Below are 17,325 nucleotides of genomic sequence, written 5' to 3'. Positions count from 1 at the left end.
TAATTCATCAATGCCGTTTTTGTTTACCAAATATTTACACGTTTAGCTGGATCTAACCACATTGGGTCTCCAGGTTTGACGTCGTATGTTTTGTAGAAATCGTCTAGGTTTTGGACACCAATATTTGCTCTTAAAGCATCGGGACTATGACTTTCTTTAAACGCATCTTCCGAATAATACGATGCATCTACGGGAGCAGCCAAAGTTTGAGCATATGCAGTGAAGAATTCATTTGCATTGAAATCTGGTAAGGATTTTGCAACTTCTAATGCAACATTCAAACCACCGTTATCGGCAATGTTTTCAGCCAAAGTATTTTCACCATTAATTGAATGTCCAAATAATGGAACGCCATTATATTCTTTAACCATTTTATCCGTTAAATTAGTAAAGTTTTGTCTATCTTCTCTTGTCCATATATCGGAATAATTTCCATCCTTGTCATAGTGACTACCATCACTGTCGAAAGCATGCGATATTTCATGACCAATGACTACGCCTAATCCACCATAATTTTGAGAATCAGAATAATCATCCGAAATATATTGAGTTGTTAATATACCGTCATAAATCGTAAATGAATTATCAACTGACATATACTCAGCATTTTGATACCAGCTTGGAGTTTGCCATGCTGTATACGGAGCATACTGGCTAAACTCTTTTGTGTGCAGATCAAATGTATAATTATTAATTTCCCGTTCCATGTCTCTAATTGATTCACCTTGAGATAAGTTTAGAGATGAAAAATCACCTTTTTCTGGAACTTTCGATGGATAACCAACATAGACTTTCATATTATTCAACTTATCTAAAACACTGGCTTTTCCAGAATCACTTAGCCAATTGTTCTTCTCAATTCGTTGTTTATATGCTGCAATAATATTGTCGATCATAGTAGTTACTTTTTGAACAGCAGAGTTTGGAAGTGTTTGTTGACCATAATAATTACTGAGAATATCACTAAAATAACCCTGAATTGCATCGTAAGCATCCGATTCTAAATCAGGTTGCCCACCAGTAAGAATATTATTTGCTTGTTGACCTGGTTTACCAAAATAATAATAATTTAGTTGAATATTTGTTGTTAGAATCCAATCTTTCATCATCTCAAAATTACTCTGATTAAAGATACTCGAAGCTTTTGTCAAAAACGGACTGTCCGCAATCAATATTTTCGATGCATCCGGATATGCATTCTTCACATATGTTTTAAAATCTAAATTTCCCGTCTGGTTATAGAAACTGTCAATAGGAATAATGCTAGATTTATCCGTTAGCGCCTTGATAAAAGCAGGGTCAGTATCACTTCTGATACTTTCGTTCAGTAATGAATTGAAATTAATTGCATTTGTTAGTATCTTTTCAGTATCTGTCTGATTGAATCCAAGCATACTAAACAATTTGGAATTACTCTCATAATATTCAGATTTACTAGTAGTTTCATCCTCACCTAGCCCAGTAGATGGAATATTACCAGTATTAGGATGACTGTATATTAAAACGTTCTGTCCTTGGGCAAGATATCCTGGCATCCAATCTAATTGAAATGGTAATTCAAATCCATTCCTAGCTAATTCAGGTAACCGGTTAGACAGTTCTTGATAGTTATTGATATCAGCAATGCTCTGAATATCTGATTTAAAGGCATCATAATTTATATTATTTGAGTTCATTTGATCAATGTAATTTTGATAATAGTTAACCGCTTTTTGAACATTTTCGTTTGGGACTTGTTCATCTCCTGCAGTAATTTCGTCAAACTTCTGAGTAATCACTTGTTGGTCAGGACTACTTTGATCGGTAGAATTTTGTTCAGTTAGTTCAGAGGAAAATGCATTTGCTGCCTGCAAATAATCCCTTTCTGAAGCGACGTAAAAATTATTTTTTGGAGTAGCCTCATCCGGAGTTATGTTAAAATCTCCACCCGGATAATGACTATTATATGGATGACTATCCAATATCTCATTGGGTTGGACAACCAAATCATTCCCAGTTGCATCTCCGGAGTCCGTTATAACGGCACTGGAATGTTCCACATGTTCGTTTGAATCTATTGAACTAGTATCAGAAGCTTGAACTGTTTGTGTTTCAATCCCCATCCCCAATATCAGCGTTAATACAGCAGTGCATATTAATGTAGTCCCCTTAAATTTCATAGGTCCCCTCCTATTTCATGCTATTAGTATGCTTGTAGAATAGAATTAACACAATAATATTTATGCAATTTTACGAAGTGCAACCAGTAGGTTCTATCATTTTTATGACACGTCACTTAATATTGAAAGTGAAGAGAGGGAGAATATCATGAAAATTAGTCAACAATTGAAAAACCAACGCGAACAACATCACATGTCTCAACAAGAATTAGCGGATGAACTTCATATTTCTCGACAGTCAATTTCAAAATGGGAAAATGAAACTTCTCTACCTAGTTTCGCCAACGTTGTAGCAATTAGTGACTTGTTCGGAATATCCCTTGATGAACTCATTAAAAAGGATGATGACCTGAAGATGAAACTAGAAAAAGAAAAATCTACCAGCACATTATTAGGTGTGTTCCTTGCTTTGATACCAGTGGCAATTATTATTTATATCGCATTACTATTGATTGGCGTAGATCGAAATGTTTTCGTCAACATTATTCAAATCGTAGGTATTATTTCATTCGTATGGTTATTATTCACAATTGACTGGAATAAATTAAACCAAGCTCTTTCTAAAAAATCTTCTATCTTATTAGTTATTTTCGTCGCAGCACTCATGATTGGTGCGTTACCTAGTTTCTTTGATGAAATGGTAAATGGCTTTAATACTTACAAACCATTCACTGGTTTGATTTTGTTAATTCACTAGTTTTGCATAAAGCAAAAGACGACCTTATGGTCGTCTTTTTTTAGTAGAACGTAAATTTATTTAGCGGAAGATATCTTAGCGACACTCGCCCCACTATTTTACTTCGATCAATAAACCCAATCTCTCGGCTATCTTTAGAAACTGTTCGGTGATCACCCATTACAAAATAACTATCCTTAGGGATTCGATTTGTTTTCTGCAATTTTTTCAAATATGACTTGCTATAAAACTTTTCCCAATTTGGAGTCTCAGCAAGTGAACTAATACTGAACGAATAGGTGTAGGAATAAGCCATATCGGCATAAATAGAATTCAATGGTTCGGTCATCAAGTTACCCTTTTTCAAAAATGGTTCTTTATACAATTTTCCATTAATATAAAGTGTTCCATTCTTTGAAGTAAGTGTGTCTCCTGGTAATCCAATAACGCGCTTAACATACAGAGCGTTTTTCTCATCCGGAGCTTGCAAAATAATTACATCCCCACGATTAACTTTTGCATGGCGAACTGAGATCACGTGATTGCCCGTGTAAAAATTTGGCTGCATCGATGGACCGGTGATGTAATTTTTGGAAAAGATATATTGAAAGCTGAAATATATTGAGCAAAAAATCAGAATTACGATTAACAACGTTCGAATGAAATACTTCCACTGAAACATCGCTAGGAATTTATCTTTTAAGTTGTGCATATCCTCGACCTCAATTGACCCTCATCATTTGATATATCGCACTTATATGATACCGCACAAAATAAAAAATCTTTCAAAATATCGAAAGATTTTTTGTATAAATTAAATTATATCTACACTACTTACATATTCATTGGTTGATACTCGATAGAAGACTTCACCAGTTTTTGGATTCTCAATCTTTTTATCTGTGTACCAATATGAATCAGCGCCTAGTGCTTGATATTCGATAATATTTCCATCTTGATCATATAAAGGTATACCAATCAAATCTTTAGTATGAACGATTGTATCTAGCGGTGTTGTTTTCCACTGAATAGGTGTTTCAGAGTTCAAAGCTTGTTCGACATCGGTCGATTTAACGTATTGATTAAAATCATTAATAGGATATAAATATGTTCCATCATCTAATTTGATAATGTCTTTAGTTGAAACTTCATAATTTTTATTACTAATTGGTGCTAACATCTTCAAATCCATGCCAGTTGGAGAATAAACTGGAGCATTTCCCGTAATCATGAAAGCAATGTAATTATCGGCTGGTTCTTCGTTGTTCTGTGCAACTTCAACCTCAGTCGATTTAACATATTGGTTATCGTTGTTGATTGGATAAAGAACTGTTCCATCCTTTAACGTAACGATATCCTTAGTTGAAACTTGATACGACTTGTTGCTAATAGGTGCTGGCATCTTCAAATCCATTCCGTTTGGTCCGTAAACTGAAGCATTCCCCGTAATCATAAATACAACGTAGTTTTCACTTGGAGATTGTTCTGTGGCTGTGGCACTTGAATCAGCTGAAGCAGTTGATACGTCTAGAGTACTGGCAGTTCCAAGCAGTAATAATCCTGCAAATAAACTAACTACAATTTTTTCCATAATATTCACCTCGAATAAAGATTAACGTATAAAACTTGGTTATACAACCAATAAAAAAAACTGAGAGATTAGTCTCAGTTAGTTTTGGCTTGTCAGCCAATTACTTGCCAATTATCCCGTAGAAAAACATGTGTACCAATTCTTTCTCATGCTTCTTCATTTCAACCGCGTTCTTATAAGAGACTCCACCCGGACGCATAACATATTGGACATACATATCTAAATATATCATTGCACCATAATCAGATATTTCATCACTAACCACATGTTCTGCACGACCTTGATTCAATAACTTCCGCCAAAATCCAAATTTAAGCATGTCATACTTTTTCATAACATGGTCGTCGCCGTTGCGCCCTTGGAATTCATCAATCATAAATTTGAAAAAATCGTTATTGATGTTATCTGAAATATTGACACTGCTGACCATCATATCTTGCATTTTATCCATGAATGATTTGCTGGTATCATCCAGTTGCTTGTCGTACTCATCATAACCGTCAACAATCAAAGACATGACAATTGCACGCCCGAGATCGACTTTACTGGGAAAATATTTATACAGCGTTACTTGAGAACATCCGGCTAATTTTGCTACTTGCGCAATTGATGTTTTCTTGAATCCATAAGTCATGAACATCTTGTATGCGGCATTCTTAATATCTTCTTTTTTCTTGTTTTTACGTAATTGATTCCCATCCATCATCATCGCCTCCAAAATTATTTTGCTAAAATATTTCAGTTATTTACTTGTAGTAATAACGTTTCATAAAAATGGCTATAAAATAGTTCAGTTTCCTGGTATATCAGGATTGACAGCCCTTATAACTGGCTATACTATACGAGTAAATAGTGAACTATTCAAGAAGCATAGTTCACTTTCTCGGGGGTGTAATATGAACTATTCAAATCAACCAATTTTACATATTGATAATTTGCAAAAACAATTTGGAAAATTTAAAGCTTTAAAAAACGTAACTTTCGATGTTTATCCTGGTGAAGTTTTCGGATTCATCGGGCCTAATGGTGCTGGTAAATCAACTACCATCAGAACTCTATTAGGAATTCTGCGTGCTAGCGGTGGAACAGCAACAATTTTCGGCAAGGATGTTTTCAAGGATGCAGTTTCAATCCACAAACGAATTGCCTACGTACCTGGCGATGTCTACTTGTGGCCAAATTTGACTGGTGGCGAAATCATTGACTTGTTCTTAAAACTTGGTGGCAGCAAGCATTCCTCCAAAACTGATGAAATGATCAAACGATTCCAGCTTGACCCTACTAAGAAAGCTCGGACATACTCGAAAGGTAATCGTCAAAAAGTGGCATTAATAGCTGCTTTTTCAACTGATGCTGATTTCTACATTTTCGATGAACCAACTTCTGGCCTTGATCCTTTAAATGAGGAATATTTCCAACAATCCGTTGAAGAATTGAAGAAAAACGGTAAAGCCGTGCTTCTTTCCAGCCACATTTTGTCAGAAGTAGAAAAAATGTGTGACCGCATCGGAATTATTCGTAAAGGTGAAGTCGTTGAAACTGGTACTTTGGCTGAGATGCGTCACCTAACTAGAACAGTGGTTGAATTCAAAACTATTGAGGATACACCAGAACTTTCTTCGATGGAAGGCGTTCACAATGTCATAACTCAGGAAAATGGACTTCAACAATTCTCAGTCGATACTGAACACATTGGAAAAATCATGGCATATTTGTCTGGAAAACAAATTGTCAGCTTACAATCAACTCCACCTACTTTGGAAGATTTATTCATGAGATATTATGATTCCGACTCCGAAGAAAAAGGTGGTGCTAACAATGGATAGCCGCAATTTTGCCAGAACTGGATTTTTAACCAGATTAAGTCTTCGAAAAGACTGGTTGAAATTAGTTATCTGGCTTGTCGCAATGGGTGGCCTCTTCGCCGCAGTTGCTGCTAAATTCACTTCACTTTATGGAACGAAAGCTTCAATTGCATCAATCGTTTCTACTTTAAAGTCACCAGCGATGACATCCCTTTTCGGAAAAATGCCAGCTGGTCCTTACACAACTGCTGATATCTTTGCAGCTGAAATGACCGTATTCATGGCAATTATGGCCGCAATTATGAATTACTCAATTGTCATTAAGAATACTCGTGGTGATGAAGACTCAGGAATTCTCGAAATGATTCGTTCTCACGCTGTTGGAAAAATTTCTAACTTAACTGCAACTTTAATTGAAGTTGTCATTTTGAATTTAGGAATTGGACTATTTTATTCACTAGGACTAATTGCCGCAAACTTGGATGGAACTGATATCAATGGTGACTTCCTATTGGGAATCGGTTTAGGCTTTTCTGGATTAATGTTTGCCAGCATCGCTGCTTTCGTTGCACAACTTGTTGACAATTCACGTTCCGCTTCAATCCTGGCATACTTGATTTTCGGAATTATGTACATCGCCAGAATGATGACTGATGTTTCAAATCCTAAAATAACTTGGTGGGTGCCTTTCGGCTGGGTCGAAAAATTCTCAACTTATAAAAATAACGACTGGACCCCAGTTTGGCTTATGCTAGCTTTCTCAATTATCGTCGCTATTCTAGCAATGATAATTAATCAAAAACGCGATATGGGAGCCGGCGTTATCGCAACTCGGGCCGGACGTGCTCGGGCCTCCGTGTTTTTAAACGGACCTCTAGGACTATTTTGGAGATTACACAGAACAACTATTATTGTCTGGGCAATCGGTATGATGATTCTCGGATTTACTTATGGATCCATCTTCAATTCAATTGGAGATATCTTGAAAACAAATCCTACAATTGGTACATTGCTGGGTCCAAACGCAGTGCATGAAGCTAACATATTGATTATCAAAGAGTTCACCAGTGTTTTGATGATAGTCTTCGGAGTGTTATCAACCATACCCGGAGTACAACTTATCAACTATCTAAAAACTGGTGAAAGCAAAGGATTTTTGGAAATGATTCATGCTAAACCTGTTGGTAGAGCAAGATTATTTACTGACACATTAACTTTAGCTTTATTCACAACTTATTTAGTTCTCTTCATGACACTTTGGGGCTTACAATTAGGTGGAGTTTATTCAATGACACACCCAATCGGCTTGCACATTTTCATGCGTGGTTTCTATGGATATATCTCACCAATGTTAATTATGCTAGGTATTTCGGCCGCCTTAATCGGCTGGACTCCAAAACTAGCTAACTTAGGATATGGATATTTAATCGTGGCACTTTTCATTCAATACTTTGGAAAATTAATTAAATTACCTGAATGGTGGTCAAAATTAACACCTTTTGGATATGTACCAAAGGTTCCAGTTCACACACTTGATCCTGGAACTTTCTGGTGGCAAATTGCCATCGGAGTTGTTCTAATAGCCATTGGATATATCGGTTACATCAACCGCGACATCAATGGCGCCAATTAAAAAAAGTCCAGTAATATCAAATTTGATATTGCTGGACTTTTTAGATTCAACTTAAACTTGCCCAATCTCAACTTGGACATCTTTTGAAAGTTTATCTTGTAAAAATTTTTCAATTTCCTTGTATGATCTCTTAAAATTGAGCTCAATTTGTTGGGGACGCTTAGTGTTGAAAATAACTGCAACTCGCTCACCTTGTCCAGGTATCTCAATTGGAATCAAGGTAACATGAACGATTTGTGAATAATCCAACACTCCAGAATAAAAACCACTCAAAATGATTTTCTTATTACCGATGCCGCCAACACCATTCATGACTGTAATCGTAACGAATTCAGCAACCATGAAGATGTATGCAAGGCGATTGACCGGCGAAACCATTAGCCAGGCACCAACAAATACAGCAAAAATCAGAGTTGAGAACTTATAGGTTGCTCTGATTTCAATTTGTGATTGCCAATAAATACTAAAGATAGCTCCTACTAAGAATACAACGTCGATAAAAATTATTATTCCATACATAATCTTCACCGTTCCTTTCTTGTATCTGTATTGTAAGTTACCTCTATTAGTATTTCAAACACTTGCTCAGTTTTTCTCAAAAAATAATATTCTTTTTTAAACTATATAAATATATTTAAGCATGCCTAAATTATTTCTTATACCGGTTTAATACTTATTCATTGAGTGTTATTATAATTTGAGAAACAAAAGGGGGAAATAAGCTTGAGTGATAAAAAAGACAAACACGAAGGCCTAATCCATTATGCCAACGGTCCATCTCTAGAAGAGATTAATAATACCGTTGAAGTCCCAACTAATGCAGGATTTTTCAAAACCCTTCTTGCATATAGTGGCCCAGGAGCACTTGTTGCTGTTGGATACATGGATCCAGGTAATTGGGTAACATCAATCGCCGGTGGTGCTCAATTCAAATATAAACTGCTAACAGTTATTTTGATTTCCAGTTTAATTGCTATGTTGTTACAATATATGTCCGCAAAATTGGGGATTGTTACAGGAAAAGATTTAGCACAATTAACGCGAGAAAATACAAGTAAAGCCGGGGGAATCTTCCTTTGGATAATCACTGAGCTTGCGATTATGGCGACGGATATCGCCGAAATCATTGGTTCAGCCATTGCCTTAAAGCTATTATTCAATATTCCAGTATTATTGGGTATTATAATTACCGCATTCGATGTTTTACTACTACTCGTTTTAATGAAATTAGGTTTCAGAAAAATCGAAGCCATCGTTGCCGCATTAATCTTGGTTATCTTGGTAGTCTTCCTTTACGAAGTTATCTTAGCTCAACCAAATCTTGGAGAAATGGTTGTTGGTTTCATTCCAGACCCAGTTATTCTTCAAAATCAAAGTATGCTCTACCTGTCATTAGGTATTGTTGGTGCTACAGTTATGCCTCATAACTTGTATCTACATTCTTCTATTTCGCAGGCAAGAAAATACGACAAAAATGATCCAAAGAGTATTCACCAAGCTGTTAGATTCTCAACTTGGGATTCAAATATTCAACTGACATTAGCTTTCATCGTTAACACATTGTTACTTCTTCTAGGTGCCGCTTTATTCTACGGTACAAAGAGTGACTTAGGTCGATTCGTTGATTTGTACAATGCTTTACAAGATCCAAAAGTTGCCGGTGCTGTTGCTAGTCCAGTCTTGAGTACATTATTCGCCGTTGCCCTATTGGCATCAGGTCAAAATTCAACAATCACTGGTACCCTATCTGGTCAAATCGTTATGGAAGGTTTCATCCACATGAAGATGAAGCTTTGGGCAAGACGTGTTATTACACGTTTGCTTTCAATCATTCCAGTTATCGCCTTCGCGGTAATCTATCACGGTAACGAAGCGAAAATTGAACAGTTGTTAACACTTTCACAGGTATTCTTGAGTATTGCCTTACCATTTTCAATCTTCCCACTAATTAAGTATTCTAGTGATAAAGGATTGATGGGTGAATTTAAGAATAACAAAATTATAAAATATCTAGGTTACTTTATTGCCGTAATTTTAACAATCTTAAACCTATGGTTGATTTATACAACTTTCAACCCAACTGCATAGTCAAATAATTCAAAATAGATGTCTAGAAAACATCTATTTTTTTTGTTCAAATTTATTATTTGAAAATTTGTTATAAAATTATGTCCAATTTGTTAATGATGTAACAAAGTTATTGAAAAGCCTTTCATTAATATATAAAATTGATTTTGTAAAAGAGGAGGAACTCTTATGAAAGAAAATTTTGATTTCTTAATGCCTAGTGTCAACTTCTTCGGTGCTGGTGTTATTGAAAAAATTGGTGATCGTGCCAAGATGCTAAATATGACAAACCCATTAATTGTCACAGATAAATTTTTGGAAAGTGTCGACAACGGCCCAGTTGCCCAAACACTTGATTCACTTACAAAGGCTGGCGTAAAATACACTATTTATAATGGTGTTGAACCAAACCCTAAAGTACATAACATTCAAGCTGCTAAAAAAGTTTACTTAGACAATGATTGTGACGGTATCATCACTGTTGGTGGTGGTTCTGCCCACGATACTGGTAAAGGTACTGGTATTATTTTGACAAACGGTGACGATATCACAAAACTTGCTGGTATCGAAACACTTGAAAATGCCTTACCACCATTGATGGCTGTTAATACAACTGCCGGAACTGGTTCAGAACTTACAAGACACTGTGTTATCACAAATACTGAAACACACCTTAAGTTCGTTGTTGTTTCATGGAGAAATATTCCACTTGTATCATTCAACGATCCAATGTTGATGTTGGATGTTCCTAAGAAACTTACAGCCGCAACTGGTATGGACACATTTGTTCAATTAATAGAACCTTATGTTTCAACTAACCGTAACGAAATCACAGATGCTCAATGTCTTGAAGGTATCAAATTAGTTGAACACTCACTTCGTGAAGCTTACTCAAATGGTCACGATGTTGAAGCTCGTACTAAGATGGTTGAAGCTGAAATGCTTGGTGGTATGGCATTCAACAATGCTGACCTTGGTTATGTTCACGCAATGGCTCACCAACTTGGTGGTCAATATGATGCTCCACATGGTGTATGTTGTGCTATCTTACTACCTATCGTTGAGGAATATAACATTGTTTCTAACCCAGAAAGATTCGCTGAATTAGCTGTTGCAATGGGTGAAGATATCAGTGGCCTTTCAACACGTGATGCCGCTCAACTAGCTGTTAAAGCTATGAGACAAATGGCTGATGATGTTGGTATTCCACGTAGTATCAAAGCTATCGGTGCAAAACCAGAAGACTTCGAACTTATGGCTGAAAATGCATTGAAAGATGGAAATGCCTTCTCAAACCCTCGTAAGGGTAACAAAGACGAAATCGTTCAATTATTCCAAAAAGCATATGATGCTGAATAATTTATAACAAAAAAAAATACAAGTCCCCCCGGGCTTGTATTTTTTTGTGCATATTTACTTGTATCCGTTAGCTTTATTACTTGTTTGAAGGCTTTCGTTGATTGCTTTATCCGCTTCAGCTAGAGCTTTCTTGATATCGCCACCATTATAAACAGTTTCCATAGCGATCTCTTCCTTTTGACGAGCAAGTTGCATCCCCTCCATCAAAATACCTGAGTTGAAATAGTTAGGAGTTGCAGCCGCTAGCTGTTGACCAGGAACTTTAGCAACTGGATTTTTAGCATATAAATCTTGGAGAATCTTAGTTTTTTGTGAATCCTTGTTCAAAGCTAAGTATCCTGTATCTTTTTGCCATTGCGCTTGAACTTCTGGTTTAAGAGCATACTTGATAAATTCATATGCACCTTGTTGAACATCTTTAGGTTTATCATTACCAATCCAAAGAGCTGCCCCACCAATAGCAACACCATTAGCTTTTTGCCCATCTGGATGTGGGAAATATGTAATACCTAATTCATTCTTATTACCAGTTTGTAATTGGCTCATGCTTGCTGATGATTGAATGAAGATTCCAACTTTATCAGCCAAGAAACCTGCAGTTTGGTTGGCTGCGGCACTGGCACCAGAACCGTAATCAATAAAGTCACCAGATTTGATGTTTTCACGAATCCATTCTAAGAATTTAACAGAAGCTTCATTATTCAATTTAACCTCAGTCGGATTACCAGTGTGACCGTCATTGTTATTAGCTATTGATGCACCAGAGTTAGCTAATGCTTGTTCCATCAACCAACCATAAACTTGAACAGTCATACCTTTCACTTTGTGATCTGACTTTTCATATAGTTGTTTGGCAACACGAGTAATGTCGCTATATGTTGGTGAAACTGGTGGTGGTGTAATGCCATACTTCTTCAACAATGAGGCATTATAGTATAAAACTGGTTGAGAAGTATTGAATGGCATACCTTGTTGCTTACCACCATTTGCATAAAATGCACGTGCAGTTGGTGAAATTTTACTTACATCATAGTTATCTTGATCGATAAAATTTTGCACTGGAGCAATATATCCACTGTGAATCATTTGAGCTGTTGAAATATCAAAAGCTTGGAACACAGCTGGAGATGTGCTTGAACCATGTGTTTGCAAGATTTTTTGAATAGCTTCATCGTAAGTACCTTGGTACTTAGGAATTACTTTATATTTTGTTTGAGACTTATTGAAACCATCGACAACTTTTTCCAAAGCATCTTCAGTTGGTCCACCTAACTCATGCCAAAATACAACTGGTGTTCGATTATCGCTAGCTGAAGTTTTGGAAACATCCGGATTACTGAAGACAGCAACCAAGATAGCACCGACAACTAAAAGTAGCGGAAGAATGATTTTTTTAGTATTTTTCATTATTTCACTGCTCCCTCGTTTAGACCTGACTTGAAGTAATGTTGTCCAATGAACAAGACGATGATTGTTGGAATAACAATGATTGCAGCACTTGCTTGAATCATTCCCCAGTCATTAAATGTTTCTTCAGATTGTAATTGCTTCAAACCATTTTGAATTACACGAGAGTTATTACTAAATGTAGTCAACATTGGCCATAAGTATTGGTTCCATGAACCTAAGAAACTGTATGCACCCAATGTGATCAAACTGATTTTGTTATATGGTAAAACAACATTCCAATAAAATTGGAAATGGTTCAACCCCTCAATATCTGATGCTTCTTTCAATTCCGCAGGTGTTTGCTTAAAGGATTGTCGAAGCATGAAAGTACCAAAGGCTGAGGTTAAAAATGGAACGATCATTACTGAGTAATTATCTAGCATTCCTAAAACTTTAACAGTTTGGAAGTTAGGAATAATTTGAGCTTCGAATGGAAGCATCATTGTGATTAAAAATAGAGCGAAGAAGAAGTTACGGAATCTAAAGCGTAGAAATACAAAAGCATAGGCACTCATTGAACAAAAAATTAGTTGTGCAATCATTGTTAAAGTTGAGATTACGAAACTGTTTGCTAAATATCTTAAAATTGGAGTTTTTGTAAATGCTGCAACATAATTATCAAGGGAAATATTCATACTGAATAAATCACCTTTGGCAATATTCATCGTTGGCAAGAAACTAGTCCACAAACCAATTAGAACTGGAGCAAGAATAACTAATCCGAGCGCAATTAATAATACATATGTCAAAATACGTTTGATTACAGCCTTCTCATTAATTTCTGTCATTAGTAATTTACCTTTCTTTCTAAGAATTTAAATTGAACCAAGGTAACTAATGCAATAATGACCGTTAAGATGATTGCTTCAGTACTTGATTTGGCGTAGTTACCACTATAGAAAGCATCCTTATAAATTCGGTAAACTAACATGTTTGTCGCGTTTGTGGGACCACCTTTAGTAATAAGGTCGATCAATCCAAAACTTTTGAATGCATCAATAATAGTAATTGTTGATACGAAGAAAAGTGTTGGTGAAATCATTGGTAAAGTAATTTTGAAAAATTGGAAACTGGGTGAAGCACCTTCAACATCAGCAGCTTCATAAAGTGTACGAGGAACTGATTCAATTGCACCAAGAAGAATTAAGAAAGTGAAGCCTAAATTCATCCATACAGTTGTTATGATAACTGCAAGCATGGCAAACTTAGGATCCGTTAACCAATTGATTGGTGTCATGCTCAAAGCATTACTGATGAGCGCAAAGAATCCTGTTGAAGGGTTAAACATGAATAACCAGAAAATTGCAGCAACTGCAACGGACACACCCATCGTTAGTGAATAGAGCGTTCTAAAAATTCCGATACTAGGCAATTTCTTGCTGGCTAAATTAGCCAAGAGTAATCCGATACCAAGAGTTAATGCTGTCACAGCAACAACATATGTCACGGTAACAGTCAAACTGTTAATAAAATCTGGCGAGGTGATTAATTTTGCATAATTACTGAAACCAGCAAATACAGTTGTATGTCCCAAAGTATTAGTTAAAAACAAACTGATATAGAGTGTTTTAAACATTGGATAGAATACAAATAAGCCTAATAAGAATAGTGATGGTCCTAAGAAAATGGAGGCAAAATACTTATCGTTAGCGTTTAATCTAAAAATTTTTCTCTTGCTAGCTTCAGCTTTTTTACCTGCAACCATATCAGAAGAAGCTGGATTTTTAAGCATTTGCTACAGCCTCCGTCTTCTTAGCTTCGATACTCTTTCCATTTAGATCAAAGAGCAGAACATTATTGGATGATGACACCTCAATATTTTCATAAGGTTCAAAATCAGTCTCACTTGAAACAATTATTGAGATGTTTCCACCATGACTGAGTTTTGCATGAACAATTTTTTCGTCACCAAGGAATTCAACAGCCTTGATAGTTGCGTTAGCATGTAATTCATCAGACTTAGCAACGGTCATTTCGTTTGGTCGAACACCAATACGGAAATCTGATTGAGCAATTTCTTGATCCAACTCGATTTCAAAATCATTGTTAACTTGAACAGTGTTACCTGAAAGTTTCTTGGCAGGCAAAATGTTAATTGGTGGGACACCGAAGAAACTAGCAACGAACTCATTTGCAGGATTGTTATAAATTTCTTCGGGAGTTCCTACTTGTTGGATTTTTGACTCATTTAGAACCATGATGTGGTCAGCCATAGTCATTGCTTCAACTTGATCATGAGTTACATAAATCAAAGTGAGGCCTAATTTTCTTTGTAAAGCGTAAATTTCTTGGCGCATCTTAATTCTTAATTGAGCATCTAAGTTTGATAATGGTTCGTCCATTAAACAAATCTTTGCATCACTTGCAACAGCACGTGCTAAAGCAACACGTTGACGTTGACCACCTGAAAGTTCACGTGGCTTTCTGTCGCGGAATTCATCCAAATTAACCATACGTAAAGCATCGTCAACACGTTGGTTAACTTCAGCAGCATCATTTTTACGAGCCTTTAATCCAAAAGCGACATTATCCCAAACACTTAAAAACGGGAACAATGCGTAACTTTGGAATACCATTGTTAGATTACGATCCTTTGGTGGAAGGTCGTTTACAACACGATCTTCAATTTTGATAGTTCCATCTGAAATTTCAGTTAAACCAGCAATCATACGTAGTAAAGTACTTTTACCACAACCTGAAGGTCCAACGATTACAAAAAACTCCCCAGTTTTTATTTCAGCTGAAATGTTATCAATAACTTTCCCGCCCTCGTCGTATTGCTTACTAACATTTTTTAAAATTGTTGACATATTTAATCCTCCAATAAATATCAATGTTTCAAGTATGGAGGGTAAATGTATATATCTAATCTATTTAATGTAAATTTTGTGTAAATTAATTGTGTACTTTCAGTATACTTTTCCTGCAGATGCTGCCAATAAAGGGCTGGCCTGGATGAAAGTAATGAAAAGCATTTGAATCAAGTTATTATTGCCGCAACTCATACCGAGAAAAATATTATATAAATTTATATTAATTTCCCCAAAACAGCTGATAAATTTAGTATCATGTACTCATAAAGAAGTTGTCAGATTTTGGCAACAAATAAAATAAAGTGAGGAATTATTCTGATTGAATGCACTAATTAATATGTATGCACCATTTTTTGACCTACATAACTGGGAAACAGTTATTGAGTCAGGTAGCGACTGGATGATTATTTTATCCTTGGTAGTTATGGAATGTATTTTGTCCGTAGATAACGCCGTTGTTTTAGCCGCCCAAACTCAAACTTTGCCCGACAAGGTTCAAAGAGAAAAGTCATTGTTCTATGGACTTATCGGTGCCTATATTTTCCGATTCATCGTAATTGGTCTTGGTGTCTATCTAATTAATTTCTGGTTGATCAAAGCTCTTGGTGCTGTTTACTTATTCTACTTAGCTGTCAAATTCTTCTTCTTCGATAAGAAAAAAGACTCTAAAGTCGAAGTGCCGAAAGAGAAGCCAGAACCAAAGGGTTGGCGTAAACACATTAAAATTTCTGCCTTCTGGCAAGTTGTTATTTCAATTGAGTTAATGGATATTGTATTCTCAATTGATTCCGTGTTGGCATCGCTGGCCATTTCAGAAAATCCTGTTATCGTTCTAATCGGTGGTATGATAGGTATTCTCGCAATGAGAGGTATAGCTGAAGTAATCATGGGATTCATGAACAAAATTCCAGAACTTCAAGACATGGCCTACTTCTTGATTTTATTCATTGCAATCAAACTATTCTTATCAATACCAGCCATTGATATTCACGTTCCAAATGTACTTTTCGTATTCGTTTTAATTGGTGCAATTATCGTAACTTTGATAGTTCACCACTTCAACGTCAAGAAAGCAGAACGTGCTAAACAAAAATAATAAAAAAACTCAGCAGACAAAATTGTTTGCTGAGTTTTTTTATTGTTTGTGAGCAATCAATCTGTTATTGTTGCGTAAAACGGAGGAGTTAACAATTACAACACATAAGATAGGTGACACCATAATTGTGAATTCTCCAGAAGAAAAAAATAGAATTGTGCGTAATATTACTAAGAACAACTGTTCAAATGAAAAAAGAAAGGAAATTCAGAAGCAACATAAGAATTTAAAATACACAATTCATGACAACTTACGATGATTTAAACGCTATAAGAATATCAAGTTTAGTAAATCAAACTTTAGTGAAGTCATTTAACTGTGGAGATTCCAGGTTAGATGATTTTTTGATTTACGAGAGTATTAACCTTGAAGAAGAGAATTGCTTTGCAGCAATAAAAATCCAATATTTTGCTGTTGATCTTAAATTTCAAAATGATGGATTGGGTGCTGCCATGATGCACAGATTACTCTCAAATCTACTTAAATCAGATTTAAAATTTAACATCGGATTTAAACTAATTTATCTTGAGGCACTTTCTGAAGCTACTGATTTTTATCAAACATTAGGATTTGAATACTTAAATCCTTGGGAAGAGACAGATCCAACCAAGAAAAGTTCCTATATGTTTTTGCCATACGAAAGTTTAATTAATTACTATGATTTTTAGTTCAACTCA

16 protein-coding genes are annotated in these 17,325 nt (G+C 35.8%); 7 read left to right on the top strand and 9 right to left on the bottom strand.

Annotation, left to right across the window (positions count from 1 at the left end; genetic code table 11):
* Nucleotides 1–23: 23 nt before the first annotated feature.
* Nucleotides 24–2,159 (bottom strand): M13 family metallopeptidase, encoded by a 2,136-nt coding sequence (locus tag ABM34_RS10855; RefSeq protein WP_048705690.1) that lies wholly within the window; start codon nucleotides 2,157–2,159, stop codon nucleotides 24–26.
* Between the two features lie 148 nt (nucleotides 2,160–2,307).
* Here ABM34_RS10855 and ABM34_RS10850 point away from each other — a divergent pair, with 148 nt between their 5' ends.
* On the top strand, nucleotides 2,308–2,856 hold the full coding sequence (locus ABM34_RS10850) for a helix-turn-helix domain-containing protein (RefSeq protein WP_048705689.1): 549 nt from the start codon (nucleotides 2,308–2,310) through the stop codon (nucleotides 2,854–2,856).
* 40 nt (nucleotides 2,857–2,896) lie between these two features.
* On the opposite strand, the gene lepB is transcribed toward ABM34_RS10850, so the two are convergent.
* The 3 genes from lepB to ABM34_RS10835 all read right to left on the bottom strand — a co-directional run bounded on the left by lepB (nucleotide 2,897) and on the right by ABM34_RS10835 (nucleotide 5,129).
* Nucleotides 2,897–3,547, bottom strand: coding sequence for a signal peptidase I (gene lepB / locus ABM34_RS10845; protein ID WP_053084471.1), 651 nt, complete (start codon nucleotides 3,545–3,547; stop codon nucleotides 2,897–2,899).
* Between the two features lie 102 nt (nucleotides 3,548–3,649).
* Nucleotides 3,650–4,426 (bottom strand): SLAP domain-containing protein, encoded by a 777-nt coding sequence (locus ABM34_RS10840; protein WP_048705688.1) that lies wholly within the window; start codon nucleotides 4,424–4,426, stop codon nucleotides 3,650–3,652.
* Nucleotides 4,427–4,526: 100 nt separating this feature from the next.
* Nucleotides 4,527–5,129 (bottom strand): TetR/AcrR family transcriptional regulator, encoded by a 603-nt coding sequence (locus ABM34_RS10835; protein ID WP_048705687.1) that lies wholly within the window; start codon nucleotides 5,127–5,129, stop codon nucleotides 4,527–4,529.
* 193 nt (nucleotides 5,130–5,322) lie between these two features.
* Here ABM34_RS10835 and ABM34_RS10830 point away from each other — a divergent pair, with 193 nt between their 5' ends.
* Both ABM34_RS10830 and ABM34_RS10825 read left to right on the top strand, forming a co-directional pair.
* The gene (locus ABM34_RS10830) at nucleotides 5,323–6,252 is read left to right on the top strand and encodes an ABC transporter ATP-binding protein (RefSeq protein WP_048705686.1); all 930 of its coding nucleotides are present in this window, start codon (nucleotides 5,323–5,325) and stop codon (nucleotides 6,250–6,252) included.
* On the top strand, nucleotides 6,245–7,864 hold the full coding sequence (locus tag ABM34_RS10825; RefSeq protein ID WP_048705685.1) for an ABC transporter permease: 1,620 nt from the start codon (nucleotides 6,245–6,247) through the stop codon (nucleotides 7,862–7,864). The genes ABM34_RS10830 and ABM34_RS10825 overlap by 8 nt, the downstream gene beginning before the upstream one ends.
* A gap of 51 nt (nucleotides 7,865–7,915) precedes the next feature.
* Here the strand turns inward: ABM34_RS10825 and ABM34_RS10820 are convergent, their stop codons facing one another.
* Nucleotides 7,916–8,383 (bottom strand): hypothetical protein, encoded by a 468-nt coding sequence (locus ABM34_RS10820; RefSeq protein ID WP_048705683.1) that lies wholly within the window; start codon nucleotides 8,381–8,383, stop codon nucleotides 7,916–7,918.
* A gap of 204 nt (nucleotides 8,384–8,587) precedes the next feature.
* Between ABM34_RS10820 and ABM34_RS10815 the strand changes: the two genes are divergently transcribed.
* Both ABM34_RS10815 and ABM34_RS10810 read left to right on the top strand, forming a co-directional pair.
* On the top strand, nucleotides 8,588–9,952 hold the full coding sequence (locus ABM34_RS10815) for an Nramp family divalent metal transporter (protein WP_048705681.1): 1,365 nt from the start codon (nucleotides 8,588–8,590) through the stop codon (nucleotides 9,950–9,952).
* A gap of 168 nt (nucleotides 9,953–10,120) precedes the next feature.
* Nucleotides 10,121–11,290, top strand: a complete 1,170-nt coding sequence (locus ABM34_RS10810) for an iron-containing alcohol dehydrogenase (protein ID WP_048705679.1) — start codon at nucleotides 10,121–10,123, stop codon at nucleotides 11,288–11,290.
* 54 nt (nucleotides 11,291–11,344) lie between these two features.
* On the opposite strand, the gene ABM34_RS10805 is transcribed toward ABM34_RS10810, so the two are convergent.
* From ABM34_RS10805 to ABM34_RS10790, 4 genes are read right to left on the bottom strand one after another with little or no spacing between them, the layout of a single operon-like run.
* Nucleotides 11,345–12,697: an ABC transporter substrate-binding protein gene (locus ABM34_RS10805; RefSeq protein WP_048705678.1), complete on the bottom strand. Its 1,353-nt coding sequence runs from the start codon at nucleotides 12,695–12,697 to the stop codon at nucleotides 11,345–11,347.
* Complete coding sequence (locus tag ABM34_RS10800) at nucleotides 12,697–13,527, bottom strand: carbohydrate ABC transporter permease (RefSeq protein WP_048705677.1); 831 nt, start codon at nucleotides 13,525–13,527, stop codon at nucleotides 12,697–12,699. Before ABM34_RS10800 ends, ABM34_RS10805 begins: the two co-directional genes overlap by 1 nt.
* Nucleotides 13,527–14,471: a carbohydrate ABC transporter permease gene (locus ABM34_RS10795; protein ID WP_048705675.1), complete on the bottom strand. Its 945-nt coding sequence runs from the start codon at nucleotides 14,469–14,471 to the stop codon at nucleotides 13,527–13,529. The genes ABM34_RS10800 and ABM34_RS10795 overlap by 1 nt, the downstream gene beginning before the upstream one ends.
* Entirely contained in the window at nucleotides 14,464–15,549 is a 1,086-nt protein-coding gene (locus ABM34_RS10790) for an ABC transporter ATP-binding protein (RefSeq protein WP_048705674.1), read from the bottom strand. The genes ABM34_RS10795 and ABM34_RS10790 overlap by 8 nt, the downstream gene beginning before the upstream one ends.
* 322 nt (nucleotides 15,550–15,871) lie before the next feature.
* On the opposite strand from ABM34_RS10790, the gene ABM34_RS10785 reads away from it, so the two are divergent.
* Together ABM34_RS10785 and ABM34_RS10780 are read left to right on the top strand one after the other, a co-directional pair.
* Nucleotides 15,872–16,648 carry a TerC family protein gene (locus tag ABM34_RS10785; RefSeq protein WP_048705673.1) on the top strand — a complete coding sequence of 259 codons (777 nt, stop codon included), beginning with the start codon at nucleotides 15,872–15,874 and terminating at the stop codon, nucleotides 16,646–16,648.
* A gap of 242 nt (nucleotides 16,649–16,890) precedes the next feature.
* Complete coding sequence (locus ABM34_RS10780) at nucleotides 16,891–17,316, top strand: GNAT family N-acetyltransferase (protein WP_157023323.1); 426 nt, start codon at nucleotides 16,891–16,893, stop codon at nucleotides 17,314–17,316.
* Nucleotides 17,317–17,325: the final 9 nt, after the last annotated feature.

The organism is Companilactobacillus ginsenosidimutans (assembly GCF_001050475.1).
Taxonomy (GTDB): domain Bacteria; phylum Bacillota; class Bacilli; order Lactobacillales; family Lactobacillaceae; genus Companilactobacillus; species Companilactobacillus ginsenosidimutans.
This window is presented reverse-complemented; position numbering and strand designations above follow the sequence as displayed.

Bases quoted from the DNA above. Each gene is read 5' to 3' on its own strand.
- ABM34_RS10780 (WP_157023323.1), top strand. From the start codon at position 16,891: ATGACAACTTACGATGATTTAAACGCTATAAGAATATCAAGTTTAGTA.
- ABM34_RS10795 (WP_048705675.1), bottom strand. From the start codon at position 14,471: ATGCTTAAAAATCCAGCTTCTTCTGATATGGTTGCAGGTAAAAAAGCT.
- ABM34_RS10835 (WP_048705687.1), bottom strand. From the start codon at position 5,129: ATGGATGGGAATCAATTACGTAAAAACAAGAAAAAAGAAGATATTAAG.
- ABM34_RS10855 (WP_048705690.1), bottom strand. From the start codon at position 2,159: ATGAAATTTAAGGGGACTACATTAATATGCACTGCTGTATTAACGCTG.
- ABM34_RS10820 (WP_048705683.1), bottom strand. From the start codon at position 8,383: ATGTATGGAATAATAATTTTTATCGACGTTGTATTCTTAGTAGGAGCT.
- ABM34_RS10790 (WP_048705674.1), bottom strand. From the start codon at position 15,549: ATGTCAACAATTTTAAAAAATGTTAGTAAGCAATACGACGAGGGCGGG.
- ABM34_RS10825 (WP_048705685.1), top strand. From the start codon at position 6,245: ATGGATAGCCGCAATTTTGCCAGAACTGGATTTTTAACCAGATTAAGT.
- ABM34_RS10850 (WP_048705689.1), top strand. From the start codon at position 2,308: ATGAAAATTAGTCAACAATTGAAAAACCAACGCGAACAACATCACATG.
- ABM34_RS10805 (WP_048705678.1), bottom strand. From the start codon at position 12,697: ATGAAAAATACTAAAAAAATCATTCTTCCGCTACTTTTAGTTGTCGGT.
- ABM34_RS10840 (WP_048705688.1), bottom strand. From the start codon at position 4,426: ATGGAAAAAATTGTAGTTAGTTTATTTGCAGGATTATTACTGCTTGGA.
- ABM34_RS10800 (WP_048705677.1), bottom strand. From the start codon at position 13,527: ATGACAGAAATTAATGAGAAGGCTGTAATCAAACGTATTTTGACATAT.
- ABM34_RS10830 (WP_048705686.1), top strand. From the start codon at position 5,323: ATGAACTATTCAAATCAACCAATTTTACATATTGATAATTTGCAAAAA.
- lepB (WP_053084471.1), bottom strand. From the start codon at position 3,547: ATGCACAACTTAAAAGATAAATTCCTAGCGATGTTTCAGTGGAAGTAT.
- ABM34_RS10810 (WP_048705679.1), top strand. From the start codon at position 10,121: ATGAAAGAAAATTTTGATTTCTTAATGCCTAGTGTCAACTTCTTCGGT.